Origin of the sequence: Aeromonas sp. Y293-4, from assembly GCF_027705905.1 — a bacterium.
Taxonomy (GTDB): domain Bacteria; phylum Pseudomonadota; class Gammaproteobacteria; order Enterobacterales; family Aeromonadaceae; genus Aeromonas; species Aeromonas veronii.
Window position 1 is genome coordinate 179494 of sequence record NZ_JAPDCI010000006.1, and the last position, 26251, is coordinate 205744.

Genomic DNA, 26251 nt, shown 5'->3' on the forward strand with positions numbered 1-26251 from the left:
CTCGTCAGGCGGTGAGCCGCTCCAGCTCGCCAATCAGCCAGATGGCCTCGGCGCGGTGGCTACCGCACACATCCGCCATCGGACGAAAGCCGCCACATACCGCCGGCCGTTCTGGCTGGCCGAAGATCTTGCAGCCAAGGCGCGCATCAAGCTGGATGCAGGGGACGCCAGCCGGTTTGCCATCGGGCATGCCGGGGATGGCACTGCTGATACTGGGAGCGATGCAACAGGCACCGCAACCGGAACGACACTCCATACAACCCACTCCTGTCACAGGATCAACCTGCACTGTCGGACTCTCTGCCACCATAGCTCAGGCCAGATGACAAACGTAGAGAGCGAGCAGCAAAAAGCCCGACCGCGAGGCGATCGGGCTTGATTCACTACCGCATGGCGGGCAGAGCCATCATCACAGGATGATGTCGCGAACCACGCTGTCTTTGCGTTCCAGATAATGGATCGACTTGATGCGGCGGATGGTACGGGATTTACCACGGATCAGCAGGGTCTCGGTGGTAGCCATCACGCCATCGCTGGTGATGCCGTCCAGCAGATCACCCTTGGTGATGCCGGTGGCGGAGAAGATGACGTTGTCGTTCTTCGCCATGTCTTCCAGCTTGAGCACCTTGTTGACGTCGATGCCGAGCGCTTCGCAGCGGGCAATCTCCTGCTCACCCAGCGCGATCACCTCGGGGCTGTCGCCCTTGACCCGGTGACGCGGCACCAGACGGGCCTGCATATCGCCATCCAGCGCGCGGATCACCGCAGCGGAGATCACCCCTTCCGGTGCGCCGCCAATGCCGTACAGCATGTCCACTTCGCTGTCCGGCAGACAGGTGAGGATGGAGGCTGCGACGTCACCATCGGGAATGGCGAAAACGCGCACGCCCAGCCCCTGCATCTCCTTGATCGCCTTGTCATGACGCGGCTTGGCCAGGGTAATGACGGTCAGACGGGAGAGCGGCTTGCCCAGCGCCTTGGCCACGGCCTTGAGGTTCAGCTCGAGAGCCTGATTCAGGTCGATGGCGCCTTTGGCTCTGGGCCCGACGATCAGCTTTTCCATGTACATGTCAGGCGCTTTCAGGAAGGACCCCTTGTCGCCCACCGCCAGCACGGCCAGCGCATTGGCCTGACCCATGGCGGTCATGCGGGTACCCTCGATGGGATCGACCGCGATATCCACCGCGTCGCCGTGCCCGGTACCGACCTTCTCGCCGATGTAGAGCATCGGCGCTTCATCAATTTCACCTTCGCCGATCACAATCTCACCATCGATCTCGATCTGGTTGAGAATGTGGCGCATGGCCGCAACGGCCGCCCCATCGGCGATATTCTTGTCACCACGTCCGAGCCACTTGTAGCCAGCCAGTGCAGCCGCTTCCGTCACTCGGGAAAACTCGATTGCCAGTTCACGTCTCATCGCATATCCAACCTATGGAGCTCGAAAACGGGCGGCATTCTACCACAAGGGCAAACCTTTGCGCACAAAAGTAGCTGGCAGGCGCATAAATGTAGCCAATTCATCCAATTGCAATCCAACTGCCATCGACTCTTCATCCAACTGTCACCCCGCTGTCATCCGGCCTCCCTAGGATGGCCCCGTCTTCCAAACAAAAGCTTGCAACACAAGGGATTAAGATGAAAAAGCTGACTGTAGTGGCACTGGCGCTGACTGCCGCCTTCCAGGCTCAAGCCGTTGAAGTGTATAAAAACGACACCTCTTTGCTGGATCTCTATGGCCGCATCTATGCCGGTCAATTCTTCGGTGACAAGAAAGAAAACGTCGATACTACCAATCCGAATGGCACCAAGGATTACAGTGCCAAGCAAGGGGCAAACCAGTTTGTCCGTTTCGGTGCCAAGGCCGAGACCCAGATCCAGAGCGGCCTGAAGGCGCTGGCCCAGTACGAAGTGCAGATGTACATCAACGACAGCGAAAAGACCTTGGGTAAAGATGGAAGCACAGACAACCTGCGCACCCGTCTGGCCTTTGCCGGTGTCGGCGCTGACTGGGGTACTGTGACTTTCGGTCGCCAGAAAGGGGCCCCGGGCTTCCTGGCCGACTGGACTGATGTCTCCCTCTCCGACGGCTACGGCAACGAAGCGCTGGGCGCCAAGACTGACACCTTCGCCACCAACCGCGCTGGTTCCGTGTTGAAGTATTCCGGCCTGTTCAATGGCTTCCAGTTTGATGCCAGCTACAAATTTGATGGCGGCCAAGAAGAAGACAAGAGCAGCAACAAGACCTCCGCAGCTGACCCAGCCTATGGTGCAGCCGTGGCTTACACCTTCCCGTTCAATCTGTCTTTGGGTACCGCCTACAACGTTGGCCAACGTCAGGAAAAGAATACCGAAGACGCCAAACTGTGGCTGATCTCTGCCAAGTTCGACAACAAGGCGGCCTATGCGGCTCTGAGCTATGCCGATGGCTCTGACTTTGTCCAAAGTGGCACCGACCATACCGGCTGGGAAGCCGCGCTGGGCTACAACTTCGAAAACGGCTTCGGTCTGATGGCCCTGTGGAACAAACAGGAGCAGGAAGTCACTGGCGGCAAGAAAACCGATTCCATTGACTACTACACCCTGGGTGCCCAGTACAAATTCAACAAGAACCTGCGGGTGATTGGCGAGTACCGCATCAACAATCTGGACAGCGTTGCCGGCAAAGCGACAGCCAACAAGGATGACTTCCAGCTGGCTGCCCGCTACGACTTCTAATCGAGGTTTTGCGGATCCCCAAAGCGCGATGGCTTGCCATCGCGCTTTTTGCTGGGCATCGCTCACGACCGGAGAAAGTGGCCTAGGCTCAACAGTAGATGTATCGCCGGAGAGATGATCATGGTCAGGCTGCTTTTCGTCCTGCTGTTGCTGCTGGCTCTTCCCGCTCACGCCCTATCTATCGCCATGGTGCTGTGGCGCGGTGAAACCGCAGCCGAAGCGGGCTTTCGGGCAGAGCTGACCCGCCTTGGCTATCAGGCCACCATCACCACCTATAACGCCGATCAGGATCGTACGGCGCTGGCAACCATGCTGCGCCAGCAGATGCTGCCGAAACTGGCCGAATACGACTACATCTACACTTTTGGCACCACCGCCACCACCATGACCAAGAGTCTGGTGGCCAACCGCAAGCCACTGATCTTCAACGTAGTATCCGATCCGGTCGGGGCAGACATCCTCTCGGAAGACAAAGCCCAGAACAGCATGGTGGCCGGAGTAAGCAACATGGTGCCGATGGCGCTGCAACTGGCCAACGCCAGCGAGCACCTGGCCACCGGAAAACGGCTGTTGCTGCCCTTCAACCCCCGTGAGCAGAACACCCTGCTGGTGGCCGATATGCTGCTCAATGAAGCGAAACGCTATCAGTGGCAGATGGTCACCTGGCGAATGGCCCCTGACCCACGGCGGCTGGACAACGAACTGAAGCGGTTGCAACAGGACGCCAAAAACGACATCGTCTTTCTGGCCGCAGACAGCTATCTGCTCTCCATCGCCCCCCGTTTGCTGAATGCGCTCAACGCAGCGGCCATCCCTACCATCTGCAGTGCCGAGCTGTTCGTCGAGCACGGCTGCAGCGTTGGCACCATCAGCAGCTACGAGGCGCTGGGCAAGATGGCCGCCGGGATCATCCATCGCCATCAGCAGGGAACAGAGTTGCAGGATATTCCGCTGCAGACCGATCCCCATCCCAAACTGGTGTTGGGGCAACTGGGTAGCGCCACCACGCAGGAGGCGAGCCCCGAAAAGCCGAAGCCTTGATAAAGATCTCGGCCAATCAGGTTCCGGGCGGGTATGCTGTTGACCCCCATCGCCCGAGAGCCCTTTCCCATGAGCACCACCGTCTTTTTTGCAGTTCTTCTGGCAGCCCTGCTTCACGCCAGCTGGAATGCGCTGGTCAAAATTGGCGAAGAGCGGCTGGTGGGGGTGTCACTGGTGGCGATCTTCTCCGGGCTTATCGCCGCCGTCGCGCTGCTGCCAATCGGGCTTCCCTCTGCTGCCGAGCTGCCCTGGCTCGGCCTCTCAGTCCTGCTCCATATCGGTTACTGCCTGTTTCTCAGCCATGCCTACAATCAGGGCGATTTTGGCCAGATCTATCCGCTGGCCCGTGGCAGTGCCCCGCTGCTCGCCATGGTGTTAAGTGCCACATTGCTGGGGGACTACCCCGGTTACGGCGGCATCGTCGGCGCCTGCGTGCTGATCATGGGGGTCTTGCTGATGGCCTGGCGAGGTGGGCAGCAGCGCCTTGACAGCAAAGCGGTTCGGGCGGCACTGATCACGGCCATGTTCACGGCGACCTATACCCTCTCGGATGGAGCCGGCGCCCGTGCAGGGGGTGAACCGGTACGCTACACCCTCTGGCTCTTTGCCTGCACCGGGCTGGCGATGCTGCTGGTGCTGATCGTCCACCAGAGGCGCAACGCATGGCGCCAAATCCGCCGCCATGCGCTGTCAGGAATGGCGGGAGGCGCCATGTCACTGCTCGCCTACGGGATTGTTATCTGGGCCATGACCCAAGCCCCCATTGGCGTGGTCGCAGCGCTGCGTGAAAGCAGTGTGCTGTTTGCCATGCTGCTCTCGGTTTGGCTGCTGAAAGAGCCGCTCGGGCGCATGCGGCTGACGGCGGCTGCCATTATTACCGGCGGCGTGCTGCTGACCCGGCTGGGAGGATAAGCGCTGTCGCCATTGGGGCGCATTTATCAGGCAGGATGGCGTAATTCACTCCGCCAAATATGCCGAATACAAATAATGGAAATAAGTGTCGACCCGAGCGTAAATGTTTACATCCGCAACGTATCAATTAACTGGCAGGTCTGTTTATTTCAACCACAGCTTCATTCGGGAAACTTACCTGCCCAGCAGCATTAATGATAAAATCGTTCACAGTTAATTTTCGGCAACGCTGACCAATACCGCGCATGGCACAGACCATGCCGCTCCGCCCATACATTCATTGGCCGCCTGACGGGTAAGCCAGCCCGGTCAGAGATGACCCGATCGCGCCCGCCACAGCAAGATGGCATGGCGCTACCGCGTTATTAATGGGTCCGGTTTCGTCCGTTTAATTTTTGATTATTTTAAATCCAGCACCATCAGGGAGTTTTTAATATGTCAGCAAAAAAGCTGAAATTGGGCGCCTTTATATTGATGATATTAACATCGGTATTTGGCGTCACTAATATCGGAATCGGTTTTTACCGAATGGGATATGCCGCCATTCCGATGTTCGTCATTGGCGGTCTGTTTTTCTTCATCCCGTTCATTTTGATGATGATCGAATTCGGCACCGGCTTTCGCAAAGAGGCGGGCGGCATCTTTACCTGGATGCGCCACTCGGTCTCGACCCGATTCGCCTTTATCGGTCTGACCATGTGGTTCGCTTCCTACGTCATTTGGATGTTTGGCAAGGCGCTCTCCATGTGGGTGCCCCTCTCCTTCATGCTGTTTGGCCGCGACATCACCGTCATCCCGGTCACCCTGGGCAGCGGCATCGACTTCGGCCCCTTTATTCTGGGAGTGGTCGCCATCGCGCTGGTTGCCACCGTCACCAAGCTCATCACCCTGGGTAGCGCCCGCTTCGCCAAAGTGGCGGCCATCGGCGGCCTCTCCGTAGTGGCGCTCAACGTGTTGCTGCTGGTCGGTGGCGTCTTCACCTTCGCAGTGAGCGGCATGACCCTGCAGGAGCCCCTCACCCAGGCATCACTGGCAGCCTCTCCCAATGCCGCGTTCAACGACATCATCCCCTTCCTCGGCTTTATGGTGTTCGCCATCTTCGCCTACGGCGGGGTCGAGGCGATGGCCGGGGTGGCTGACGAGCTGGAAGATCCGGAGCGCGACCTCAAGCGCGGCATCTTCCTCTCCGGCGCCTTCATCGTGCTCTGCTACATCATCGGCTTTCTGGCGGTCGGCTCCATCATGCGCTGGAGCGACTTCCCGGCCGAGGGGATCACCTCTCTCTCCGCCCTCTTCATCATCATGCTGGAGCTGGGGCGCCATCTTGGTGGCGAGTGGCTGGGACAGGTATTCATGCGCTTTGCTGGCCTTGGTATGTTCCTGAGCTATCTGGGTGCCTTTATCGCCCTCTCCTACGCGCCACTGCGCCAGTTCATCACCGGCACCCCGAGTTACTTCTGGCCGGAGCGTTTCCAGCGCGAGAACGAGAATGGCGTGCGCATTGAAGCCCTCAAGGTGCAAGCCTGGGTGGTCTGTCTGTTCATTGCCGCCAAATCCATCTTTACCCTGATCAACCCGGAAGGGGCCGCCGCCCTCTATGAGCTGATCATCACCATGACCAACGTCGGCATGACCCTGCCCTACATGTTCCTCATCTACGCCTGGTATCGCTATCGCAACAACCCGACGCTGGGCAAGGACCTGATCTTCTTCAAGAGCTCAGGTGCCGTGCTGCTGGCTACCATCATCAGCCTGATCCTGGTCGCCTTCGGCAACGTCTTTACCGTGGTGGCCCCCTTTATCTCCGGCGATATCTCCACCGGCGTCTGGACCATCATTGGCCCGCTGCTGTTCGTGGTGATCGCCATGCGCTTCAAGATCAAGCAGGAAGATGCCCACTAAACGGTAAGCAATGCTCCATGCCAATCGGGACCGTTCTGGTCCCGATTTTTTTAGCGCCGGCTTCCGCTCGCCATCACGGCCAGTCCATAGTTTCAATGCAAAAAAAGACTCTATAGAGACCTCTTTTACGCTCTCCTCGCCGTCAGAGCACGCTCAACGCCGTAAATTATCAATATCAAGGTGAGAATGATTGTGAAGCGCCAGTTCACGACATATAACTTAGCGAGATATCCCTGTACTTCGTCCGGTAGAGCTGATCATGATGATGCGTTCCCTCCTTCCCCTGTTGCTTGGCGCAGTAATGCTGCCGGCCACTATGGACAGTGCCCATGCCAACCCCTTTTCCGCCAGCAGCAAGAGCAGCAGCGGCTTTCTCGAGCGACGGGATGTGCCTAACCTCAGCTCGGCTGCCTTCGTGGTGGCCAACCACAGAACCGGCGAGGTGATCTCCGAGCGCAACGGCAACCGGGTAATGCCCATCGCCTCACTCACCAAGCTGATGACGGCGCTGGTGGTGCTGGATGCCAACCTGCGCCTCAACGAAATGCTCACCGTGACCAATGCCGACATCGACCGCATCAAGGGAACCGGCTCGCGCCTGGCCATCGGCTCCAGGCTCAGCCGCGCCGAAATGCTCCATATCGCCCTGATGTCCTCTGAAAACCGCGCCGCCTCGGCGCTGGCCCGCCACTATCCCGGCGGCCAGCGCGCCTTCGTCGAGGCGATGAATGCCAAGGCCCGCATGCTGGGGATGTGGAATACCCGCTACGCCGACAGCACAGGGCTCAACCCGCGCAATGTCTCCACCGCGCAGGATCTCGCCAAGCTCGCCGCCGCAGCGGCCTCCTATCCGCTGATCCGCCAGTACTCCACCGACGAGCAGAGTTATGTGCGCACCAACAAGCGTCAGCTGCACTACCTCAACTCCAACCGGTTGATCCGCGAAGGGCAATGGGAGTTCACCCTCTCCAAGACCGGCTATATCCGCGAAGCGGGCCGCTGTCTGGTGCTGGGCACCAAGGTCAATCGTGAGCCGGTGATCATGGTGTTGCTCAATGCCGAGACCACCAACGATCGGGTCGCCGACGCCAAGCGGATCAAAACCTGGCTGGAGAGCTCGGGCAGAACCACCCTTGCAGCCAACCAGAGCAGCATGCTGACTCACCAGTAAGATCGAGATCCCCAACCAAGCGAGGCACCCGCCTCGCTTTTTTCTGCGTGACCGCGCCCAAAAAACGGGAGCCCGCTCCCGTTACAGGTAACACCTTCCACCATCCCGTTACAAAATGTAACTACTCAACAGCGTGATTCACACTAATAGAATCAATTGGTTGTAACCTAGCAGCGAGAATTTTAGCGTGCCATCACAACCCCTGTAACAACGAGCCACCATGCGTATTTCCAGTATCGAGTGCGGGCGGGTGCTGGCCATTCTGGCCGTGATGACCATTCACGTCTCCCCCTTCGCCAATCCCTTCAATCCCGCCCTGTGGGGAAGTGGCTCCTGGCTCTGGCTGAGCGGCACCATCAACCAGTTATGCCGCTTTGCCGTGCCGCTGTTTTTCCTCTGTGCCGGTTACTTTCTGCAGCCGAGACTGAGCCGCGAAGCGCCGCTGACCGTGGCCTGGCGCTACTGCCGCCCCTTGCTGCGGCTCTGGCTGGTGTGGAGTCTGGTCTACCTGCTGGTGCCGTTCAATCCGCTGGATGCCGTGCAGCAAGGCTATCTGGCCTCCCTGCGCGGGCAGTGGCAATTCCAGCTCGGCGACCCCCTCAATGGCTGGCTGGTGGGCGGTATGATCCACCTCTGGTTCCTGCCAGCCCTGATCATGGCGGTGACCCTGCTGGCACTCTGCTACCGGCTTGGCAGACCAGCGCTCGCCCTCTGGCTGGGTCTTGGCCTCTACCTGCTGGCTCTGCTGGGGGGCTCCTATGCCAAGCCGCTGCTGGGCGCCGAGTGGCCACTGCTCACCCGTAACGGCCCCTTCTTCTCCCTGCTGTTTGTGGCGCTTGGCGCCCTGCTGCGCCAGCGTCAGTGGCAGCCCGATGCCCGCACCGGCTGGCAACTTCTGCTGGCGGGCGTGGCGCTCTATGGTTGTGAAGCCTGGGCGCTGCAGCACTTTGCCGCAGTGCCGCTCACCCGCCACGACTTTCTGCTCGGCTCCCTTCCCTGGGCTATCGGCCTGTTTGGGCTGCTGCTGGCCAACCCCGAGTGGGGCAAGGGCAGCTGGCTTGAGCGCCAGGCCCCCAAAGTGCTCGGGATCTACTGCCTGCACATGATGCTGGTGGTCTGGCTCTTCGTGTTTGGCCCACAGGGCGCATCCATCCTGTGGGAGATCACCAAGGTGCCGCTGCTGCTAGGATCGTCGTTGCTAGTCTATCGCCTGCTGGCGGCCCTGCCACTCGCCCATCGACTGCTGCGTACCCACTGAACCCTCCATCCGGCCCGCCCTATCGGGCCGGATGCCTCTTCACGTTTTGTCCCTTTCTCTTCCGCTACGCCCTTTTTCCCTCGCTTCGTTCGCGCGGTTTGCTGCAATGGCTCTGCTTTTCAGCCGAGCTCCCCCGACCGCACAACCCGCCTCCAATACCCCCCTCCATTTTCACCTTGCCAGACAAATGAAAATCAATATCATTGGCATCCCGCTTTGGCGGGTCAGGCTAATTATAATTAAATCAATATGTTCGAGCCGTCAGGTCGACATCCAAAGAGTCAATATTGAATATGCAGCACCCTCACTTTCGCAGAACGCTGGTCTCGCTGGCACTGCTGGGCACCGGCTTCACTGCCCAGGCCACCGATGAAACCATGACTGTGGTTGGCAAACGCTCCCAGCATCAGGAAGTTGCCACCGCTACCCGTACCAATACGCCAGCCAAGCTGGTTCCCCAGACCATCGACAGCGTCAAGGTCAGCGAGCTGACCGCCTTCGGCCAACCGACGCTGAGTGAAGCCCTGAGCGGCATTCCCGGGGTCAACGCCAGCGGTGATACCCGCTTCGATGGAGTCAATATCCGCGGCTTCAGCGCCAGCAACGACTTCTATCTCGACGGATTCCGCGACGACATGCAGTACACCCGGGATCTCGGCAACATCGAGCGGGTGGAAGTGCTCAAGGGCCCGGCTGCCGTGCTCTACGGCCGTGGCAGCACGGGAGGCATCGTCAACCGGGTCAGCAAGAAGCCGCAAAAAGGGCAGGAGTCCAGCGTCACCGCCCGGGTCGGCAGCTTTGACAGCCAGCGGCTGGCCGCCGACCTCAATGGCGAGGCGAGTGAGCAGGTGCAACTGCGCCTCAATATGGCGCAAGAGGACAAAGATAGCTTCCGCAACGGCGTGAAGAGCAAGCGCACCCTGCTGGCCCCCTCCGCCAACTGGGAGATCAGCGACAACCTCAACTGGCTGGTGCAATACGAACGCAACGAACATGACCGCACCCCGGATCGCGGCATTCCCGGGATCAATGGTCGTCCGGCCGATGTGCCGCGAGAGTATGTCTACAGCGATACCAGCCGTGACTTCATTGATGACGTGGCGCAATCCACCCGTTCCCGCCTCTCCTGGGATATCAACGATCAGTGGCAGTTGCGCCAGCAGCTCGGGTACTCCACCCTCGACAGCCAGTTTGACAACACCTATGTCACCAGCGTCAAAGGGGATAAGGTGACCCGCTCCCGCTGGCAGCAGGATCTGAAAGCGAAGAACCTGATCAGCAACACCGAGGCCGAGGGTCTGTTCCAGACCGGCCCGGTGGAACATCGCCTGCTGGTTGGCTTCGAGCAGAACTGGCAGGAGCGCACACCCAAGCTCTACCAGAACGCCACCGCAATCCCGTCTGGCAATCTCTACGATCCGGGCTCACTGCCTACCTACAATGGTGCCATGAAGCTCTCCAGCGACGCCAAACACAAGGTGCGCGGCAATGGCCTCTATCTGCAGGATCAGCTCAGCCTGGGTGACTGGCATCTGGTTGGCGGGCTGCGCCGTGACGACTTCACCGTCACCAGTCGCCGCTACGACCTCAACAAGGAGGAGAGCGTCTCGGTCAACAGCCTGAGCCCGCGCCTCGGTCTGGTGTGGAATCCCCTCGAGGATCACGCCTTCTACACCTCCTACAGCAAGACCTTCACTCCAGTGGGCGGCGAGCTGATCGGCATCACCCCGGGTGACAAGAACAACGGGCTGGAACCCCAGCACACCCGCCTCTACGAGGGGGGTGTGAAGAGTGACTGGCTGAACGGCAAGCTGGCGACCACCCTCTCCCTCTATCGACTGGAGATGTACAACAAGCGCACCAAGGATCCGCTGGATCCCACCAAGGTGATCCTCACCGGTCTGCAGCGTACCGAGGGTGTCGAGCTGAGCGCCCGTGCCGAGCTGACCGACGAGATCTACCTGCGTGGCGGCTTCGCCATTCAGGATGCGGAGCAGGTCAAGGCGGATGCGGATCTGCAGGGCAAGCGCCCGATGAACGTCTCCCGTCAAAATGGCCAGCTCTATCTCGGCTACAAGAGTGGCGAGCAGGGCTGGTTCGGCGAAACCGGCGTGACGGCGGTGGGCGATCGCTTTGCCGACAACGCCAACACCACCACACTGCCCGGTTACGCCCGCTTCGATGCGCGCGCCGGTTATCGCTGGCAGCAGTGGGAAGCCGAGCTGAGCGCCGAAAACCTGACCGACCACGAGTACTTCGTCAGCGCTACCAGTGCCAACCAGATCATGCCGGGCACGCCCCGTCAGCTGAGCCTGACCGGTACCTACCGCTTCTGATCTCTGTGACAACCACCCCGACTGGCCAGCCCCTGCTGGCCAGTTTTTTTATGAAGCAACCACGATGAAACGCAGAAGAGTTCCCCTTCACAACAACAAATGGGTACGTCGCCTCCATGCCTGGGCCGGTTTTTTTACCCTCGCCCTGATGCTGATGTACGGCATCACCGGTCTCTGGCTGCAACACCGTGCCGTGTTGCCCATCCCCGGCCCCCACACCGACAAATCGAGTGAAGAGATAGTGCTCAAGGCACCACTCACCAGCCCGGAGCAGCTGAAAAGCCTGCTGCAACAGCGCTATCCCGATACCTTTGCCGACGGGCGAACCATGATCACCCCGGCCCAGACCCTACCCACCCCGAACGGCCCGCTCATCCTGCCCGCCAAGTGGGAGATGCGCGGCATTACCCTCAGCCAGAGCGTGGCTGCCAGCTATGTTGAGGGTACCCTGCTGGTACGTACCGACCTGCAACTGGCCAACTTTGCCGCCAGCCTCAACCGGCTGCACCGCGGCATGGGCACCGGCCTCGGCTGGCAGCTGTTTGGCGATATCGCCGCCCTGGCCCTGCTGCTGCTCGCCCTCACCAGCCTGTTTATGTGGACCAAGCTGCACGGCACACCCAGAGCCATCATTGCGCTGACGCTCGCAGGCACCCTCGGTACCCTGCTGTTTGCCCTGCTGGGATAGTGCGGCAACCATGTTCTGATGCAGCAAGGTTTGGAAAAAACCGCAATAGAAACAGGCCGCTGGCGGTGATGCCGTCAGCGGCTATATCAAGAAAAGGAAATAATGGAGAGCAGGAAAAGAGAAGGGATACCAAGAGGTAACAGGAAGTACTGCCAGCTCAACAGTAACGCCCCAAAAGCGCAGAAACGCCAAAAAACAAAAGGCCATCATTGCTGATGGCCTTTTGTCATGAATTTGATGGTGCCCGGGGTCGGACTCGAACCGACACGGTTATTCACCGGCGGATTTTGAATCCGCTGCGTCTACCGATTTCGCCACCCGGGCAACTGCGAGGGATTATACGAATGGCGCGATGCCATGCAAGGTGTTTTTCGATTGAACACTCCCGTTTGTTCATTTATTCAACGCCTTGCCGATGCGGGGCCAGTTACATAGAATGCCGCCATCATCTTAATGGAATAAAAACGATGGCCAAGCCTAATAAAGTCCAACAAAAATCCCCCTCTCCCGCCACTCAGCCATACCCGTCAGCGGGTCTGATGCGTCGCCTCGGCGCCCTCATCTATGATGCGCTGGTGGTGACTTCGCTGCTGATCATCGCCGGCTTTATCGGCATGGGTGTCGCCAAGCTGTTGCTGGTCACCGGCATGGCCAGCGTACCGGCGGGTGAAGATACCGTCTGGTTGCTGACCCGCCACCACCTGAGCCTGATCTACACCCTGTGGCTCGCCTTCGTCATCTGCGGTTTCTACACCTGGTTCTGGACCCGTGCTGGCCAGACCGTCGGCATGCGCGCCTGGCGGCTGCGCATTCAGAACGAAGATGGCAGCCATATCCGTATTACCCAGGCGCTGATCCGTCTCGCCACCGCCGCCTTTGGTCTGGGCAACCTGATGTGCCTGTTCAACCGCCAACGTCCGCGAGCGTTTCAGGATATCTGGGCCGAGTGCGAAGTGATCGTGCTGAGCAAGCAGGAAAATCTGGAATTGTTGAACAAGTAATACCGGAGCAATGCAGCAACGAAAGAGGGCACCAACAGGTGCCCTCTTTGCATTTCCTCATAACCTCGTGCGGATTACTGCTTGCGGCTGAGGATGTAGAAGGAGATACCGCCAAACAGCAGGCTGGGCGCGATAGCCGCCAGAATCGGCGGTACCGCATAGACCAGACTGATGGGGCCAAACACCCGATCACTCACATAGACGGCAAAGCCGGTCATGATCCCCATCAGCATCCGCGCCCCCATGCTCACCGAACGCAACGGGCCGAAGATGAAGGAGGAGGCCAGCAGGATCATCGCCACCACCGAGAGTGGTGACAGCAATTTGCGCCACATCTCCAGCTTGTAGCGACCGGCATCCTGCTTGTTGGCATCAAGATAGCCGATGTAGTCGAGCAGACCGGAGACCGAGAGGTTCTCGGGGTCGATACTCACCACCCCCAGCTGTTTGGGCGTCAGCTCCGAGCTCCACTCCATCTTGTCGTGCTGTTCGCTGCGGATCTGCGCGGGATCGTCGAAGCGGGTAACCAGGGTCTGCTTGAGCAGCCAGTGGTGGCGCTCGAACACACCCTCCTGCGCCTGCACCACGTCGATCAGCTTGCGCTCGGGGGTGAAGCGATAGAGGGTGATGCCGGTGAGGGCGCCATCGTTACGCACCCCGTTGATATTGACGAAGTTGTTGCCATCGCGAGCCCACACCCCGTAGGCGGAAACCGTCAGACGACCTTCGGACAGCGCGCCTGCCTTGATGTCATCTGCCATCCGCTTGGCGATGGGGGCCACATATTCCCCCATCAACCCCACCATGATCATCAGCGGGATCGCCGTCTTGAGCGCCGCCATCACGATACTGATCTTGGAGCGACCCGCCGCCTGCATCACCACCAGCTCGGAGCTGGTCGCCAGCTGACCCAGGCCAATCAGGCCACCCAGCAGCGCGGCCAGCGGGAAGAAGAGCACCGCCTCCTTGGGCATGGAGAGCAGCACATAGTAGAGGGCGTTGATCATGTCGTAGTTGCCGTCACCGACCGACTTGAGCTGCTCCACATATTTGATGAGCCCCGCCAGACCAACCAGCGTGATTTCACACAGCAGGATCGACATAAAGATGACCCTACCGATATATCTATCGAGAATGCCAAACATCAGCAGAAGTTCCTATGTTGCAGCATCATGCTGATTTTCTGTTGAAATAGCGCCCTTTCACCCCGTTCCACCAGCTGGTGCCCTGCAGATTGAGGGGCAGGCCGATAAACAGCAGGTAACCGAGCGGCACCAGGAACATCCCCGGCCAGTAGGGCAGCCGACCGCTGTCGATGGCCGAACGGGCGGCGCTGAGCAGCAGGAAGTAGGAGAGATAGAGCATGATGGCCGGCAGCAGCTTGGCGTAGCGCCCCTGACGGGGATTGACCCGCGCCAGCGGTACCACCAGCAGGGTCAGCACCGGAATGGAGAGGGGCAGCGAGATACGCCACTGCAATTCCGCCATCATGGCGTTGTCCTGGGTACCGAACAGTTCCATGGTCGGCTTGGCCGCCGCCTTGCGGTTGGAACGCTCCATCTCTTGCTGGCGGATCACCAGACCATATTCGCGAAAATCGGAGATCTGGAACTGCTTGCCGGAGAAGTTCCCCTCGTAGCGGGAGCCATCCATCAGGGTCAGCCACTGCAGACCGTTCTCATCGACCGTCACCACCCCTTCGGTCGCCACCACCACCGAGGGAGGACTGTTCCCCTCCGCCCGCTGCAGCACGAAGATCTTTTGCAGTTTTGAGCCGTTGTCGTTCAAATCCTGGATATAGGCAACCAGACGCCCCTTGTCGAGCTCCATAAAGCGGCCAGGCTGCAGGAAGGAGATACCCGGATCGGCTTTGAACTGGTCGATCACCTGCGACTCGCGCTCCTTGGCCTGCGGAGCGATCCAGCCGGTGTTGAACGCTGCGACTGCGGCAGTCAGCAAGGCCAGCAACATGGCGCTGCGCATCACGAAACGGTGGCTGAAACCGACCGCATGCATCACCGTCATCTCGCTTTCGGCATAGAGGCGTCCGTGAGCGAACAAGATGGCCAAAAACAGGCTGATTGGCAGCATCAACAGCGCCATATTGGGCAAGTTGAGCAGCAGCAGGGTAGAGACCAGACGTGTCGGCACCTGGCCATCGGCGGCGTCACCGATGATCTTGATAAATTGTTGGCTGACAAAGATAAGCAGCAATACGAATAACACTGCCAGCTGGGTTTTCAGGGTTTCCCTGAACAAATATCGGAAAACGATCACAGTCATTCCCAAGTAAACTTGTGTTTTTAGTCGAATGCCTGAAAAATAGGGCCGTATATTGGATTTTTACCAGTTTGAACTGCGGAGCCTGTGGCTGTTCGCTCCGCCTCTGATACCCCAACAAGCACCGCATTATTCAATAAAAGGTGCCTTTTGTCTTTAGGATGTAGGAGATTCCATGGAGTTCAGTGTAAAGAGTGGCAGTCCAGAGAAGCAACGGAGCGCCTGCGTCGTAGTCGGCGTATTTGAGCCTCGTCGCCTCTCTCCGGTTGCCGAACAACTGGACAAGATCAGCGATGGCTATATCAGTTCGCTGCTGCGCCGTGGCGACCTGGAAGGGAAACCAGGCCAGATGCTGCTGCTGCATCAAGTACCGGGCGTGCTCAGCGAGCGCGTACTGCTGGTCGGATGCGGCAAGGAGCGGGAACTCGACGAACGCCAGTACAAGCAGATCATCAACAAGACCATCACCACCCTGAACGAAACCGGCTCCATGGAAGCGGTCTGCTTCCTCACCGAGCTGCACGTCAAGGGGCGGGATACCTATTGGAAGGTGCGCCAGGCGGTGGAAACCACCAAGGCGGGCCTCTACAGCTTTGATCAGTTCAAGACCAACAAGGCCGAGCCACGTCGCCCGCTGCGCAAGCTGGTATTCAACGTGCCGACGCGTCGGGAACTGACCATTGGTGAAAAAGCCATCGCTCACGGTCTGGCCGTGGCCAAGGGTGTGCGGGTCTGTCGCGACGTGGCGAACATGCCGCCCAATGTCTGCAACCCGGCCTATCTGGCCTCCCAGGCCCGTCGTCTGGCCGATGCCTACGACAACATCACCACCAAGGTGGTGGGCGAGCAGGAGATGGCCGAACTCGGCATGAACTCCTATCTGGCGGTGGCTCGCGGCTCCGACAACGAAGCCATGATGGCCATCATCGAATACAAGGGTCATCCGGATGCCAAGCCCATCGTGCTGGTCGGCAAGGGACTGACCTTTGACTCCGGCGGCATCTCCATCAAACCGGCCGACGGCATGGACGAGATGAAGTACGACATGGGTGGCGCCGCCTCCGTGCTCGGTACCATGCATGCGCTGGCCCAGCTGCAACTGCCGATCAACGTCATCGGTGTACTGGCTGGCTGCGAGAACATGCCGGGTGGCAACGCCTATCGTCCGGGTGACATCCTCACCTCCATGTCCGGCCAGACCATCGAAGTGCTCAACACCGATGCGGAAGGTCGTCTGGTGCTGTGTGATGCGCTGACCTATGTGGACCGCTTCGATCCGGAAACCGTGATCGACGTGGCGACCCTGACCGGTGCCTGCGTCATCGCGCTGGGTCACCACACCTCGGGTCTGCTGGCCAACCACAACCCGCTGGCCCACGAGCTGCTCAACGCCTCCGAGCAGGCGGGTGATCGCGCCTGGCGTCTGCCGCTGTTTGACGAGTATCAGGAGCAGATCGACAGCCCGTTCGCCGACATGGCCAACATCGGCGGTCGTCCGGCCGGCACCATCACCGCAGCCGCCTTCCTGTCACGCTTCACCAAGAAGTACAACTGGGCCCACCTGGATATCGCCGGGACCGCCTGGAAGAGTGGCAAGGATAAAGGCTCCACCGGTCGTCCGGTGCCCCTGCTGACCCAGTTCCTGCTGAACCGGGCTGGCGTGGATATCGAAGAGAAAGAGTAACTCTCCGGCCCCTGCCGATGGCTGCATCGGAAGGGTTGGCGTTACCCTGAACCACAAGGAAGAGGCCCGCCTCTTCCTTGTTTCATTCTTGAATCAGTGAGCTGCGGACGGGAAACGCCCCGTCAGCCTCATGAGGCGGTCAACAGTCCGTCACCGCAAAACGGGATCAACCTGATGAGCCAAGTGACCTTTTACCTGATGAGCGAACAGGATGACGCGCAGGCCTCTGCGGTCGAGCGACTGGCCTGCACTCTTGCGGCCGAGTCGTGGGGGGCGGGCCATATCTACCTGCTCTGCAACGACGAGGCCCAGGCCCTGCGCCTCGACGAACTGTTGTGGCAGCTGCCGCCGGAGCGCTTCGTGCCGCACCAGCTGCAAGGCGAAAGCGGCATGGCCCCGGTGGAGATCGGCTATCAGCCACCGAAACGGCGCTACGCCCGCCTCATCAATCTGGCCACTGCGACACCTTTGTTTGCAGGACACTTCGCTCAAGTGGTAGATTTTGTCCCCACTGACGAAACACAAAAGCAGCAAGCCCGCGAGCGCTACAAGCACTATCGCCAGGCAGGCCATACCCTCGAAATGAGGGAGCAGCCCGTCCTTGCCGCACCGGATCCGGCGCAGCCCTGACTGCAACCAATTGATCCATAAAGAATCAACACCAGACTCCATCCATCCAGATTACGGCGAGACCATGGAAAAGACTTTTAATCACAACGCCATCGAACAGGCGCTCTATCAGCACTGGGAAGCCCAGGGTTACTTCAAGCCCCACGGCGACACCAGCAAAGACTCCTTCTGCATCATGATCCCGCCGCCGAACGTCACCGGCAGCCTGCACATGGGTCACGCCTTCCAGCAAACCCTGATGGATACCCTGATCCGCTACAACCGCATGCAGGGCAAAAACACCCTGTGGCAGGCAGGTACCGACCACGCCGGTATCGCCACCCAGATGGTGGTTGAGCGCAAGATCGCCGCAGAAGAGGGCAAGACTCGCCACGATTACGGCCGTGATGCCTTCATCGACAAGATTTGGCAGTGGAAGGAAGAGTCCGGTGGCACCATCACCCGTCAGATGCGCCGTCTGGGCGACTCCGTGGATTGGGAGCGCGAGCGCTTTACCATGGATGAGGGTCTCTCCGCCGCCGTGCAGGAAGTGTTCGTTCGTCTTTACGAAGATGGCCTGATGTACCGAGGCAAGCGTCTGGTGAACTGGGATCCGAAACTCAACACCGCCATCTCCGATCTGGAAGTGGAGAACCGCGAGATCAAGGGCCACATGTGGCACCTGCGCTACCCGCTGGCCAACGGCGCCAAGACCGCCGAAGGCAAGGATTACCTGATCGTCGCCACCACCCGTCCGGAGACCATGCTGGGCGATACCGCCGTGGCCGTGAACCCGGAAGATCCGCGCTACAAGGCACTGATCGGCCAGCACATCCTGCTACCGCTGGTGAACCGTCTGATCCCCATCGTCGCCGACGAACACGCCGACATGGAGAAGGGCACCGGTTGCGTGAAGATCACCCCTGCCCACGACTTCAACGATAACGAAGTGGGCAAGCGCCACAGCCTGCCGATGATCAACATCTTCACGCTGGACGCCCACGTGCGTGCCGAGGCCGAAGTTGTCGACACCAACGGCAACCCGAGCACTGCCTACGACGCCGCCCTGCCGGCCGAGTTCGCCGGTCTGGAGCGCTTCGCCGCCCGTAAAGCGATTCTGGCCAAGCTTGAAGAGCTGGGTCTGCTGGACGAGATCAAGGATCACGTGCTGCAACAGCCTTACGGCGATCGCGGTGGCGTGCCCATCGAGCCGATGCTGACCGACCAGTGGTACGTGCGCGTGGCGCCGATGGCCAAGACCGCCATCGAGGCGGTGGAAGATGGCCGCATCCAGTTCGTGCCGAAACAGTACGAAAACATGTACTTCTCCTGGATGCGCGACATTCAGGACTGGTGCGTCTCCCGTCAGCTGTGGTGGGGTCACCGCATCCCGGCATGGTATGACGACGCCGGCAACGTCTACGTTGGCCGCAGCGAAGACGAAGTGCGCGCCAAGCACAGCATCCCGGCCGTAACCGTACTGCGTCAGGACGAAGACGTGCTCGACACCTGGTTCAGCTCCGCCCTGTGGACCTTCTCCACTCTGGGCTGGCCGAACAACACCGAGGCACTCAAGACCTTCCACCCGACCGACGTGCTGATGAGCGGCTTCGACATCATCTTCTTCTGGATTGCCCGGATGATCATGATGACCATGCACTTCATCAAGGACGAAAACGGCCAGCCGCAAGTCCCGTTCAAGACCGTCTACATCACCGGTCTTATCCGTGACGAAGAGGGCCAGAAGATGTCCAAGTCCAAGGGCAACGTGCTGGACCCGCTCGACATGATCGACGGTATCTCGCTGGAAGACCTGCTGGAGAAGCGCACAGGCAACATGATGCAGCCGCAGATGGCCGAGAAGATCGCCAAGCGTACCGCCAAGCAATTCCCGGAAGGGATCGATGCCCACGGTACCGACGCCCTGCGCTTCACTCTGGCCGCGCTGGCCTCTACCGGTCGTGACATCAACTGGGACATGAAGCGCCTGGACGGCTACAACAACTTCTGCAACAAGCTGTGGAACGCCTCCCGCTATGTGCTGATGAACACCGAAGATCAGGATTGCGGCTTCAACGGCGGCGAGATGCAGTTCAGTCTGGCGGATCGCTGGATCCAGTCTCAGCTGCAAGTGGCCATCCGTGACTTCCGTACCGCCCTCGATACCTACCGCTTCGACATCGCGGCTGGCGTGCTGTACGAATTTATCTGGAACCAGTTCTGTGACTGGTATCTGGAGCTGACCAAGCCGGTACTGACCAAGGGTTCCGAGGCCGAGCAGCGCGCTGCCCGCCACACCCTCGTGACTGTGCTCGAAACCCTGCTGCGTCTGGCGCACCCGATCATCCCGTTCATCACCGAGACCATCTGGAAATCGGTCGCCCCGCTGGCTGGCGTACACGCCGACACCATCATGATTCAGGCCTTCCCGGAGTTCGATGCCGCCAAGGTGGACGAAGCCGCGATGGCGGATCAGGAGTGGGTGAAGGAGTTCATCGTCAGCATCCGCAACATCCGCGCCGAGATGAACGTGGCGCCGAGCGTGCCCCTCAACGTGCTGCTCCAGTGCGATGCCAAGGATGCCCGGCGCGCCGCTGACAACGAGGCCTTCCTCAAGTCGCTGGCCCGTCTGGAGTCCATCCGCGTTCTGGCGGACGGTGAAACCGCCCCGCTGTCAGTGAAGAAGCTGATCGGTGCCACCGAGCTGATGATCCCGATGGCCGGTATCATCGACAAGGATGCCGAACTGGCCCGTCTGGCCAAAGAGGTTGCCCGTCTGGTGGGCGAGTGCGGCCGTATCGAAGGCAAACTCGGCAACGAAGCCTTCGTCGCCAAAGCACCGGAAGCGGTCATCGCCAAAGAACGCGAGAAGCTGGAAGATTACCGTCTCCAGCTGACCAAGCTGGAAGCCCAGCAGGCCGAAATCGCCGCGCTGTAAGCGCCGCGACCAACCGCGACAGCAAAGCCCCCTGACTCAAGGGGGCTTTTTCATATCCGCGCCTCCCGTTTCAGCTCACCAGCAGCCAGCCGCAGAAACCGAGATAGAGCAGACCAACCAGCGCCAACCGCCAGGCGGTCATGACCCCCTTTCTGAACCCCCACCAGAGCAAGCCCACTGCCAGCAGCGTCACCAGCGAGGAGGCCATCATGGCGCCATCCAGCAACCAGGGGGTAAAGAGCAGACAGAAGGCCTTGGGGATAGTGCCCTGGATCATCATGGCCCCGGAGATATTGGCCAGCGCCAGCCGATTCTTGCCCTGTCGCACCCAGATCAGCACGTTCATCAGCTCCGGCATCTCGGTCGCCACCGGACTCAGCAGCAGGGCCGCCAGTACCGGCGAGAGGCCAAACAGCTCGCCCATGCTCTCCAGCTGATGAACAAACAGCTGAGCCGCCAGCGCCACCACCACCAGTGCAGCCAGTGTCTGCAGCAACACCTTGCCAAGGGGTGGGATCCCGGCATCTGGGGCCAGCTTGAGGGGCTCCGGCAATTCGACTTCGTGGCTGTCAGCCTGTTTCAGCTCGCGCCTTACATAGACGAGGTAGACCAGCAGGAAGAGCGGGGCCAGCCAGCTCTTGCCGGTGAAAGCGACCAGCCCCAGCGCGGTTGCCACCAGAAAGATCGCCATAAACCAGCGCTGATCCCGGCCAATCTCGCGCTGCACCTCGCCATCGATGGCCCGTTCGGTACGCCCCATGCAAAGCAGCAGGGTGAGGCCGACCGCCGCGTAGCCGATGGTAGCCAGCACCAGCGGCCCGCCGAGGGCGGCACCGATGCCGATCTCCTGCTGGGCGGTCGTGTTGCCCATCAGCAGGGCGGTGAGGGTGACGATGCATTCGGGCAGGGCCGTACCCAGTGCCGCCAGCAGCGAACCGGTGGCGCTTTGGGAGAGTTTGAAGTGGTGGCCGGTCCACTCGATGCCGTTGACGAAGTATTCGCAGGCAAGGTAGATGGTGACCGCAGAGACGAGAAATAACAGCAGGGTAATCAACATAATAGATACCGCCAGGCGAGCAGAATAACCGATGGACCCGATATGGCTCGCCCGGCTGGCGTGCATATCGAGGCCAAAGGTCTTGCAGAGCGATAGTGCCTATCGCCGCCCATGCCATGGATACGAGGATCCAAGAGTGTTGACATGGGCCCGGCCCGGAATGCGGGCGGGTTGCTACTCCCCAATGACTGAAGGGACGTTTTACCAACTCGACCGCCGCCTCACAAGGCAAATTAATGACAACTCATTCAATAAGTTGTAAGGGAATGTAACCTCGCCAGCCTCCCCTCCCCACCGCCATTTCGCTGTTGGCACACCGATTGCTGTAGGTAGTTCACTATCCACAACAGTTTGGGAAGGATGAACAATGAAACGGTGGATCCAACATTTCTATCAACTGAACCGCCTCAATTGGCTGATGGTCTGGTTGTTGCTCTGCTGCAGCATCATTCTGCTGTTTCCGGCCGGGCTGATGAAAGGGGCCGTCAGCCAGTGGGCTGCGGATCATGCGGCCTGGCTGGGGGTCGGCATGCTGATCGCCATCTCCTACTTCTGCAGTCAGGGCTTCCTGATCGCCTGGGAGTGGGCATGCGAAGAGTGGCAGGCGCGCCGTCAGCAGGACCAGCTGGCCCAGATGATCGGCTTCCTCGACTTCAACGAGAAGGCGGTGCTGCGCGAGTTCGTGCTGCAGCGTAAAAGCGTCATAAACTTGCCGATCACCGAGCCCGCCGTCAAAAACCTGATGGATGCCGGCGTCCTCACCTACGCCTACGGCAAGCCGACCCGGGAGAAGGATGACGAGAACCAGATCCGCGCCCTGATGATCGCCCTGCCCGCCCGACCGCTGCTCACCTACAAGGTGCTGGGGCTGTCGCGCGGCAAGATGAGCGACGAGCAGGTGGAGCAGATCATGAACGCCCGTCCCAAGTTCGCCCAGAAGGGGTTCCAGCGCTAACCGCCGCCCTATCCGCCAGATGCAAAAGAGCCGGACACTGTCCGGCTCTCTCGTTTCTGCGCGACGTTCTGTACCATCCCTTCCGTCTTGCTGCGTCCTACCCCTTGAGGCTGGAGCAAAAGCTGACATCGTCCTGCACAGGATCATCGCTCATGCTGTGATAAAGCTCGAAGCAGGGACCATTGCCAAACTCCAGCCCGGCAGCAACGATGTCGCCGATATGCTCCTGCCAACGAGGGCCATACTGACTGCGGTCGGTAATAAGATAACGGGACTGGGCGTAACGACCGGCGGGAATAATCTGGATCTCGACCGCACCCATCCCCACCGTCCCCGCAGGCACCGTCACCCCGATGTCAGTGCGACACTGGGCTGGCGGAGTCACCTCGGGGTTATCGTGATAGATGAAGATCCACTCCCCACCTTCCAGACCGCGGGCGCTGGCCCACTGATGCAGCTGGCTGCAGACGGGGTCATACCCCTCGCCATAGGGGCCGGTGACACGCATATAGGCCAGAGTGCGGGCGTCCATCTCGATGGTTTTCATGGTATTGCTCCGTGCTGATGAGTGACCCTCAGCATAAGGATTAGGCTGCACAAGTGCGTGTCCATCCTTGCTCATCAAGTGTCCATTCTTGCTCTTGTCGCGGCGAAACTCTCCCGGCGTGCAACCATAGTAACGGCGAAATACCTTGGCAAACGCCTGGGAGCTGGCGAGCCCCGCCCCCAACGCAATGGCCGTGACACTGGCATCGGTATAGCAGAGCTGCCAAGCAGCCCGCTGGATGCGCAGACGACGACACATCTCCCCGGGCGTCTCCCCCGCCACAGCCGTAAACACCCGGTGAAAATGGTAGAAAGACAAGCAGGCACTGCTTGCCAGCGTTTCAATGGAGAGATCGGGATTCTGCTCCAGCGCCCGGATCACCGGGCGCAATCTGGCCTGATAATCGACCATACCGTTAGCGACTGGCGCCCCCCGCGACTCTGGCCATATAGAACACATCCACATAGCGTCCCTGGCGGAAGGCATAGTCACGGGCTCGCCCCTCCTCGGTAAAACCGAACTTGCGATAGAGCGCCTGTGCGGCCTCATTGTCGGTATAGACGGTCAGCTCAATCCGATGCAGGTTGAGCCAGTTATCGGCCAGATCCAGCGCCGCGGCCATCAGGGCAGAGCCAACCCCCTTGCCAGCCCAGTCATCCCGCACTCCCATGCCGATACCGGCCACATGCTTGCGTCTCGGATTGGGCTCAACCAGAAGCGATAGCTGGCCTACCAGCAGGCCGTCAACGTCGGCGACCAGTGCCACCACGCTGTCGCTCTCCAACCGCTTCTGCCACTGGCTAAGGGGAGGTGTGGGCAGGTGCAAAGTGCCCGCCTGAGCATTGGGCATGGCGTAAAGATCCCGCAAGGCGGGGGCATCAGCGGGTTCGGCATGACGGATAGTAATCTGCATATGAGGCTCCTTCTCGAAGCCACCATCATGCAATATCCGGCGCGGTTACACATCCCCCACCTGCACCCATTTGTCTTGCCTATCAAAGGGCGAGGAAAGGCCCATTGGCCGAGCACGGCGCAGATCCGTAGGCTGACCCCATATCAACAAGGAGAGAAGCCATGACTGACAAGACCCTGCACAGCGCCAACGGCGCCCCCGTCGTCGACAACAACAACAGCCTCACCGCCGGTCCGCGCGGCCCCATCCTGATGCAGGATATCTGGTTGATGGAGAAACTCGCCCACTTCGACCGCGAGCGCATTCCCGAGCGGGTGGTTCACGCTAAGGGCTCGGGCGCCTACGGCACCTTTACCGTGACCCACGACATCAGCCAGTTCAGCAAGGCCGATCTGTTCAGCGCAATCGGCAAGCAGACACCTGTATTCCTGCGCTTCTCCACCGTAGCCGGTGAGAAGGGCGCCGCCGATGCCGAACGCGATGTGCGCGGCTTCGCCCTCAAGTTCTATACCGAGCAGGGCAACTGGGATCTGGTGGGTAACAACACCCCAGTCTTTTTCATCCGCGATCCGCTGAAATTCCCTGACTTCATCCACACCCAGAAGCGGGATCCGCGCACCAACCTGCGCAGCGCCACTGCCGCTTGGGACTTTTGGTCACGCCATCCGGAATCCCTGCATCAGGTCACCATACTGTTCAGCGATCGCGGCATCCCCAAGAGCTTGCGGGAGATGAATGGCTACGGCAGCCACACCTTCAGCTTTATCAACGAGGCCAACGAGCGTTTCTGGGTCAAGTTCCACTTCAAGACCGAGCAGGGCCACAGCTTCTACACCGATGAAGAAGCCGCCACCGCCGTCGGGCAGGATCGGGAGACCAGTCAGGCGGACCTGTTCAACGCCATCGAGCGGGGCGACTTCCCGCGCTGGAAGGTCTATGTGCAGGTGATGCCGGAGGCCGAAGCCCAGACTTACAACATCCACCCGTTCGACCTGACCAAGGTGTGGCCGCACAGCGACTACCCGCTGATCCCGGTGGGCGTGCTGGAGCTCAACCAGAACCCGGACAACTACTTCGCCCATGTGGAGCAGGCCGCCTTTACCCCAGCCAACGTGGTGCCCGGTATCGGCTTCTCGCCGGATCGCATGTTGCAAGGGCGGCTCTTCTCCTACGGGGACACCCAGCGCTATCGCCTTGGCGTCAACCACGGTCTGCTGCCGGTCAACGCCCCGCGCTGCCCGTTCCATCACGGTGCCCATCGTGACGGTGCCATGCGGGCAGACAGCAATGGCGGCGCCAGCCCCAACTATCAGCCGAACCGTTTCGGTACCCAGCAGCCGAGCGAACAGCACGAACCGGCGCTGAGTCTGGAAGGGGCCGCCCTGCACTACGACTTCCATGACTACGACAGCGACTACTACAGCCAGCCGGGCAACCTGTTCCGCATCATGGACGAGGGACAGCGTTCGCGGCTCGCCGCCAACCTGGCCCGCTCCCTTATCAATGTGGAGGATGACGCCATCGTCGCGGCCCAGCTCAAACACTTCGAACAGGCCGACCCCGAGTACGCCAAACGGGTCGAACTGGCACTGGCCGCCCTGCAGCGCTAAGCCGCAAGCAGGCAACATCAGCAAAAACAAAACGGGGGCCTGATGGCCCCCGTTCTCGTGATATTGACGGTGAGAAATAGAAAACGGAGCCCGAGGCTCCGTTTTTCAATGCAGTATCAATCCCTTACGGAACGAGCTTCGCGCTCTTCCCGCTCCCTTGCCAACAAGCGTTTGTACCACCAGCTACTGCGACGACGTTGTGCATTGGAAGAGCGACGAGCCATTTCTTAGGTTCCAGCCAAGAGAAGAAAGGAGCTGCATTATGCGACAGGGATCACGTCCATGTCTTTAGCTGGATCAAGAAAAGCCTCACTGACCCATGGAAATCGTCTTCTGGTTTTTCGCACCACGGGTGGCAGGCAACACCACCACAGGAGAACGCCAGGCCAGTGGGCCATTGCTCTCGAGGTCGTTCTGCGGGCCGCACTCCAGCCAGATATCTCCCTGCAGAATGCGGGCCCCTTCGGAATATTTCTGATCCGCAAACCAGCAAACCCGCTCGGGCAATGAGCCCAGCGGCAACACCAGCTCGGGACTGGCAAACTCGCCCACCACAGTGGTTTTGGACGCAGCCAGAGCGGGGGTGAGCCAGAGGGAGGCCAGCAGGCAGAGCAGTACATTTTTCATGAGG

22 protein-coding genes, 1 tRNA gene and 1 riboswitch are annotated in these 26251 nt (G+C 59.9%); of the genes, 14 read left to right on the plus strand and 9 right to left on the minus strand.

What is annotated here, in order from left to right:
* Positions 1–4: 4 nt before the first annotated feature.
* Together OKC31_RS09275 and glpX are read right to left on the minus strand one after the other, a co-directional pair.
* Complete coding sequence (locus tag OKC31_RS09275; RefSeq protein ID WP_209297332.1) at positions 5–256, minus strand: YkgJ family cysteine cluster protein; 252 nt, start codon at positions 254–256, stop codon at positions 5–7.
* Between the two features lie 153 nt (positions 257–409).
* Positions 410–1420 (minus strand): class II fructose-bisphosphatase, encoded by a 1011-nt coding sequence (glpX, locus tag OKC31_RS09280; RefSeq protein WP_041210099.1) that lies wholly within the window; start codon positions 1418–1420, stop codon positions 410–412.
* 218 nt (positions 1421–1638) lie between these two features.
* On the opposite strand from glpX, the gene OKC31_RS09285 reads away from it, so the two are divergent.
* From OKC31_RS09285 to OKC31_RS09320, 8 genes are all read left to right on the plus strand, one after another.
* Entirely contained in the window at positions 1639–2718 is a 1080-nt protein-coding gene (locus OKC31_RS09285) for a porin (RefSeq protein WP_247823596.1), read from the plus strand.
* A 120-nt stretch (positions 2719–2838) separates the two neighbouring features.
* A complete protein-coding gene (locus OKC31_RS09290) occupies positions 2839–3759 on the plus strand; it encodes an ABC transporter substrate-binding protein (protein WP_270656782.1) in 921 nt (306 codons plus the stop codon).
* A 33-nt stretch (positions 3760–3792) separates the two neighbouring features.
* On the plus strand, positions 3793–4671 hold the full coding sequence (locus OKC31_RS09295; protein WP_333563519.1) for a DMT family transporter: 879 nt from the start codon (positions 3793–3795) through the stop codon (positions 4669–4671).
* A gap of 435 nt (positions 4672–5106) precedes the next feature.
* Positions 5107–6573, plus strand: a complete 1467-nt coding sequence (yjeM, locus tag OKC31_RS09300) for a glutamate/gamma-aminobutyrate family transporter YjeM (protein ID WP_247823598.1) — start codon at positions 5107–5109, stop codon at positions 6571–6573.
* Positions 6574–6832: 259 nt separating this feature from the next.
* A complete protein-coding gene (gene pbpG / locus OKC31_RS09305; RefSeq protein ID WP_005336410.1) occupies positions 6833–7744 on the plus strand; it encodes a D-alanyl-D-alanine endopeptidase in 912 nt (303 codons plus the stop codon).
* A 220-nt stretch (positions 7745–7964) separates the two neighbouring features.
* On the plus strand, positions 7965–9002 hold the full coding sequence (locus tag OKC31_RS09310; RefSeq protein WP_270656785.1) for an acyltransferase: 1038 nt from the start codon (positions 7965–7967) through the stop codon (positions 9000–9002).
* A gap of 293 nt (positions 9003–9295) precedes the next feature.
* Positions 9296–11338 carry a TonB-dependent receptor gene (locus OKC31_RS09315; RefSeq protein ID WP_247824150.1) on the plus strand — a complete coding sequence of 681 codons (2043 nt, stop codon included), beginning with the start codon at positions 9296–9298 and terminating at the stop codon, positions 11336–11338.
* Positions 11339–11402: 64 nt separating this feature from the next.
* Positions 11403–12026, plus strand: a complete 624-nt coding sequence (locus OKC31_RS09320) for a PepSY-associated TM helix domain-containing protein (RefSeq protein ID WP_247823600.1) — start codon at positions 11403–11405, stop codon at positions 12024–12026.
* A gap of 238 nt (positions 12027–12264) precedes the next feature.
* On the opposite strand, the gene OKC31_RS09325 is transcribed toward OKC31_RS09320, so the two are convergent.
* Positions 12265–12350 (minus strand) — tRNA-Leu (locus tag OKC31_RS09325).
* A gap of 143 nt (positions 12351–12493) precedes the next feature.
* Here OKC31_RS09325 and OKC31_RS09330 point away from each other — a divergent pair.
* A complete protein-coding gene (locus tag OKC31_RS09330) occupies positions 12494–13027 on the plus strand; it encodes an RDD family protein (RefSeq protein ID WP_247823601.1) in 534 nt (177 codons plus the stop codon).
* A gap of 74 nt (positions 13028–13101) precedes the next feature.
* On the opposite strand, the gene lptG is transcribed toward OKC31_RS09330, so the two are convergent.
* Both lptG and lptF read right to left on the minus strand, forming a co-directional pair.
* Positions 13102–14172, minus strand: a complete 1071-nt coding sequence (gene lptG, locus OKC31_RS09335; RefSeq protein ID WP_103251070.1) for an LPS export ABC transporter permease LptG — start codon at positions 14170–14172, stop codon at positions 13102–13104.
* 25 nt (positions 14173–14197) lie between these two features.
* Positions 14198–15310, minus strand: a complete 1113-nt coding sequence (lptF, locus tag OKC31_RS09340) for an LPS export ABC transporter permease LptF (protein ID WP_040068778.1) — start codon at positions 15308–15310, stop codon at positions 14198–14200.
* A gap of 172 nt (positions 15311–15482) precedes the next feature.
* Here lptF and pepA point away from each other — a divergent pair, with 172 nt between their 5' ends.
* The 3 genes from pepA (at position 15483) to OKC31_RS09355 (ending at position 20538) form a co-directional block, all read left to right on the plus strand.
* Positions 15483–16991 carry a leucyl aminopeptidase gene (gene pepA, locus OKC31_RS09345; protein ID WP_005336423.1) on the plus strand — a complete coding sequence of 503 codons (1509 nt, stop codon included), beginning with the start codon at positions 15483–15485 and terminating at the stop codon, positions 16989–16991.
* 174 nt (positions 16992–17165) lie between these two features.
* Positions 17166–17621 carry a DNA polymerase III subunit chi gene (locus tag OKC31_RS09350; RefSeq protein ID WP_247823602.1) on the plus strand — a complete coding sequence of 152 codons (456 nt, stop codon included), beginning with the start codon at positions 17166–17168 and terminating at the stop codon, positions 17619–17621.
* A 64-nt stretch (positions 17622–17685) separates the two neighbouring features.
* Entirely contained in the window at positions 17686–20538 is a 2853-nt protein-coding gene (locus tag OKC31_RS09355; RefSeq protein ID WP_247823603.1) for a valine--tRNA ligase, read from the plus strand.
* 70 nt (positions 20539–20608) lie between these two features.
* On the opposite strand, the gene OKC31_RS09360 is transcribed toward OKC31_RS09355, so the two are convergent.
* The gene (locus tag OKC31_RS09360) at positions 20609–21595 is read right to left on the minus strand and encodes a sodium:calcium antiporter (protein ID WP_247823604.1); all 987 of its coding nucleotides are present in this window, start codon (positions 21593–21595) and stop codon (positions 20609–20611) included.
* A gap of 87 nt (positions 21596–21682) precedes the next feature.
* A riboswitch (yybP-ykoY riboswitch) is annotated at positions 21683–21790 on the minus strand.
* Positions 21791–21962: 172 nt separating this feature from the next.
* Between OKC31_RS09360 and OKC31_RS09365 the strand changes: the two genes are divergently transcribed.
* The gene (locus OKC31_RS09365; protein WP_005336432.1) at positions 21963–22550 is read left to right on the plus strand and encodes a superinfection exclusion B family protein; all 588 of its coding nucleotides are present in this window, start codon (positions 21963–21965) and stop codon (positions 22548–22550) included.
* Between the two features lie 97 nt (positions 22551–22647).
* On the opposite strand, the gene OKC31_RS09370 is transcribed toward OKC31_RS09365, so the two are convergent.
* Both OKC31_RS09370 and OKC31_RS09375 read right to left on the minus strand, forming a co-directional pair.
* Entirely contained in the window at positions 22648–23508 is an 861-nt protein-coding gene (locus OKC31_RS09370; RefSeq protein WP_181269605.1) for an AraC family transcriptional regulator, read from the minus strand.
* A gap of 4 nt (positions 23509–23512) precedes the next feature.
* A complete protein-coding gene (locus tag OKC31_RS09375; protein WP_247823605.1) occupies positions 23513–24010 on the minus strand; it encodes a GNAT family N-acetyltransferase in 498 nt (165 codons plus the stop codon).
* A 161-nt stretch (positions 24011–24171) separates the two neighbouring features.
* Between OKC31_RS09375 and OKC31_RS09380 the strand changes: the two genes are divergently transcribed.
* The gene (locus tag OKC31_RS09380) at positions 24172–25620 is read left to right on the plus strand and encodes a catalase (RefSeq protein ID WP_247823606.1); all 1449 of its coding nucleotides are present in this window, start codon (positions 24172–24174) and stop codon (positions 25618–25620) included.
* 309 nt (positions 25621–25929) lie between these two features.
* On the opposite strand, the gene OKC31_RS09385 is transcribed toward OKC31_RS09380, so the two are convergent.
* Positions 25930–26247: a YnjH family protein gene (locus OKC31_RS09385; RefSeq protein ID WP_247823607.1), complete on the minus strand. Its 318-nt coding sequence runs from the start codon at positions 26245–26247 to the stop codon at positions 25930–25932.
* Between the last annotated feature and the right edge of the window lie 4 nt (positions 26248–26251).

Bases quoted from the DNA above. Each gene is read 5' to 3' on its own strand.
- OKC31_RS09375 (WP_247823605.1), bottom strand. From the start codon at position 24,010: ATGCAGATTACTATCCGTCATGCCGAACCCGCTGATGCCCCCGCCTTG.
- lptF (WP_040068778.1), bottom strand. From the start codon at position 15,310: ATGACTGTGATCGTTTTCCGATATTTGTTCAGGGAAACCCTGAAAACC.
- glpX (WP_041210099.1), bottom strand. From the start codon at position 1,420: ATGAGACGTGAACTGGCAATCGAGTTTTCCCGAGTGACGGAAGCGGCT.
- OKC31_RS09385 (WP_247823607.1), bottom strand. From the start codon at position 26,247: ATGAAAAATGTACTGCTCTGCCTGCTGGCCTCCCTCTGGCTCACCCCC.
- OKC31_RS09275 (WP_209297332.1), bottom strand. From the start codon at position 256: ATGGAGTGTCGTTCCGGTTGCGGTGCCTGTTGCATCGCTCCCAGTATC.
- OKC31_RS09320 (WP_247823600.1), top strand. From the start codon at position 11,403: ATGAAACGCAGAAGAGTTCCCCTTCACAACAACAAATGGGTACGTCGC.
- pbpG (WP_005336410.1), top strand. From the start codon at position 6,833: ATGATGATGCGTTCCCTCCTTCCCCTGTTGCTTGGCGCAGTAATGCTG.
- lptG (WP_103251070.1), bottom strand. From the start codon at position 14,172: ATGTTTGGCATTCTCGATAGATATATCGGTAGGGTCATCTTTATGTCG.
- OKC31_RS09380 (WP_247823606.1), top strand. From the start codon at position 24,172: ATGACTGACAAGACCCTGCACAGCGCCAACGGCGCCCCCGTCGTCGAC.
- OKC31_RS09370 (WP_181269605.1), bottom strand. From the start codon at position 23,508: ATGGTCGATTATCAGGCCAGATTGCGCCCGGTGATCCGGGCGCTGGAG.
- OKC31_RS09330 (WP_247823601.1), top strand. From the start codon at position 12,494: ATGGCCAAGCCTAATAAAGTCCAACAAAAATCCCCCTCTCCCGCCACT.
- OKC31_RS09365 (WP_005336432.1), top strand. From the start codon at position 21,963: ATGAAACGGTGGATCCAACATTTCTATCAACTGAACCGCCTCAATTGG.
- OKC31_RS09310 (WP_270656785.1), top strand. From the start codon at position 7,965: ATGCGTATTTCCAGTATCGAGTGCGGGCGGGTGCTGGCCATTCTGGCC.
- OKC31_RS09295 (WP_333563519.1), top strand. From the start codon at position 3,793: ATGCTGTTGACCCCCATCGCCCGAGAGCCCTTTCCCATGAGCACCACC.
- OKC31_RS09360 (WP_247823604.1), bottom strand. From the start codon at position 21,595: ATGTTGATTACCCTGCTGTTATTTCTCGTCTCTGCGGTCACCATCTAC.
- OKC31_RS09350 (WP_247823602.1), top strand. From the start codon at position 17,166: ATGAGCCAAGTGACCTTTTACCTGATGAGCGAACAGGATGACGCGCAG.
- pepA (WP_005336423.1), top strand. From the start codon at position 15,483: ATGGAGTTCAGTGTAAAGAGTGGCAGTCCAGAGAAGCAACGGAGCGCC.
- OKC31_RS09285 (WP_247823596.1), top strand. From the start codon at position 1,639: ATGAAAAAGCTGACTGTAGTGGCACTGGCGCTGACTGCCGCCTTCCAG.
- OKC31_RS09290 (WP_270656782.1), top strand. From the start codon at position 2,839: ATGGTCAGGCTGCTTTTCGTCCTGCTGTTGCTGCTGGCTCTTCCCGCT.
- OKC31_RS09315 (WP_247824150.1), top strand. From the start codon at position 9,296: ATGCAGCACCCTCACTTTCGCAGAACGCTGGTCTCGCTGGCACTGCTG.
- OKC31_RS09355 (WP_247823603.1), top strand. From the start codon at position 17,686: ATGGAAAAGACTTTTAATCACAACGCCATCGAACAGGCGCTCTATCAG.
- yjeM (WP_247823598.1), top strand. From the start codon at position 5,107: ATGTCAGCAAAAAAGCTGAAATTGGGCGCCTTTATATTGATGATATTA.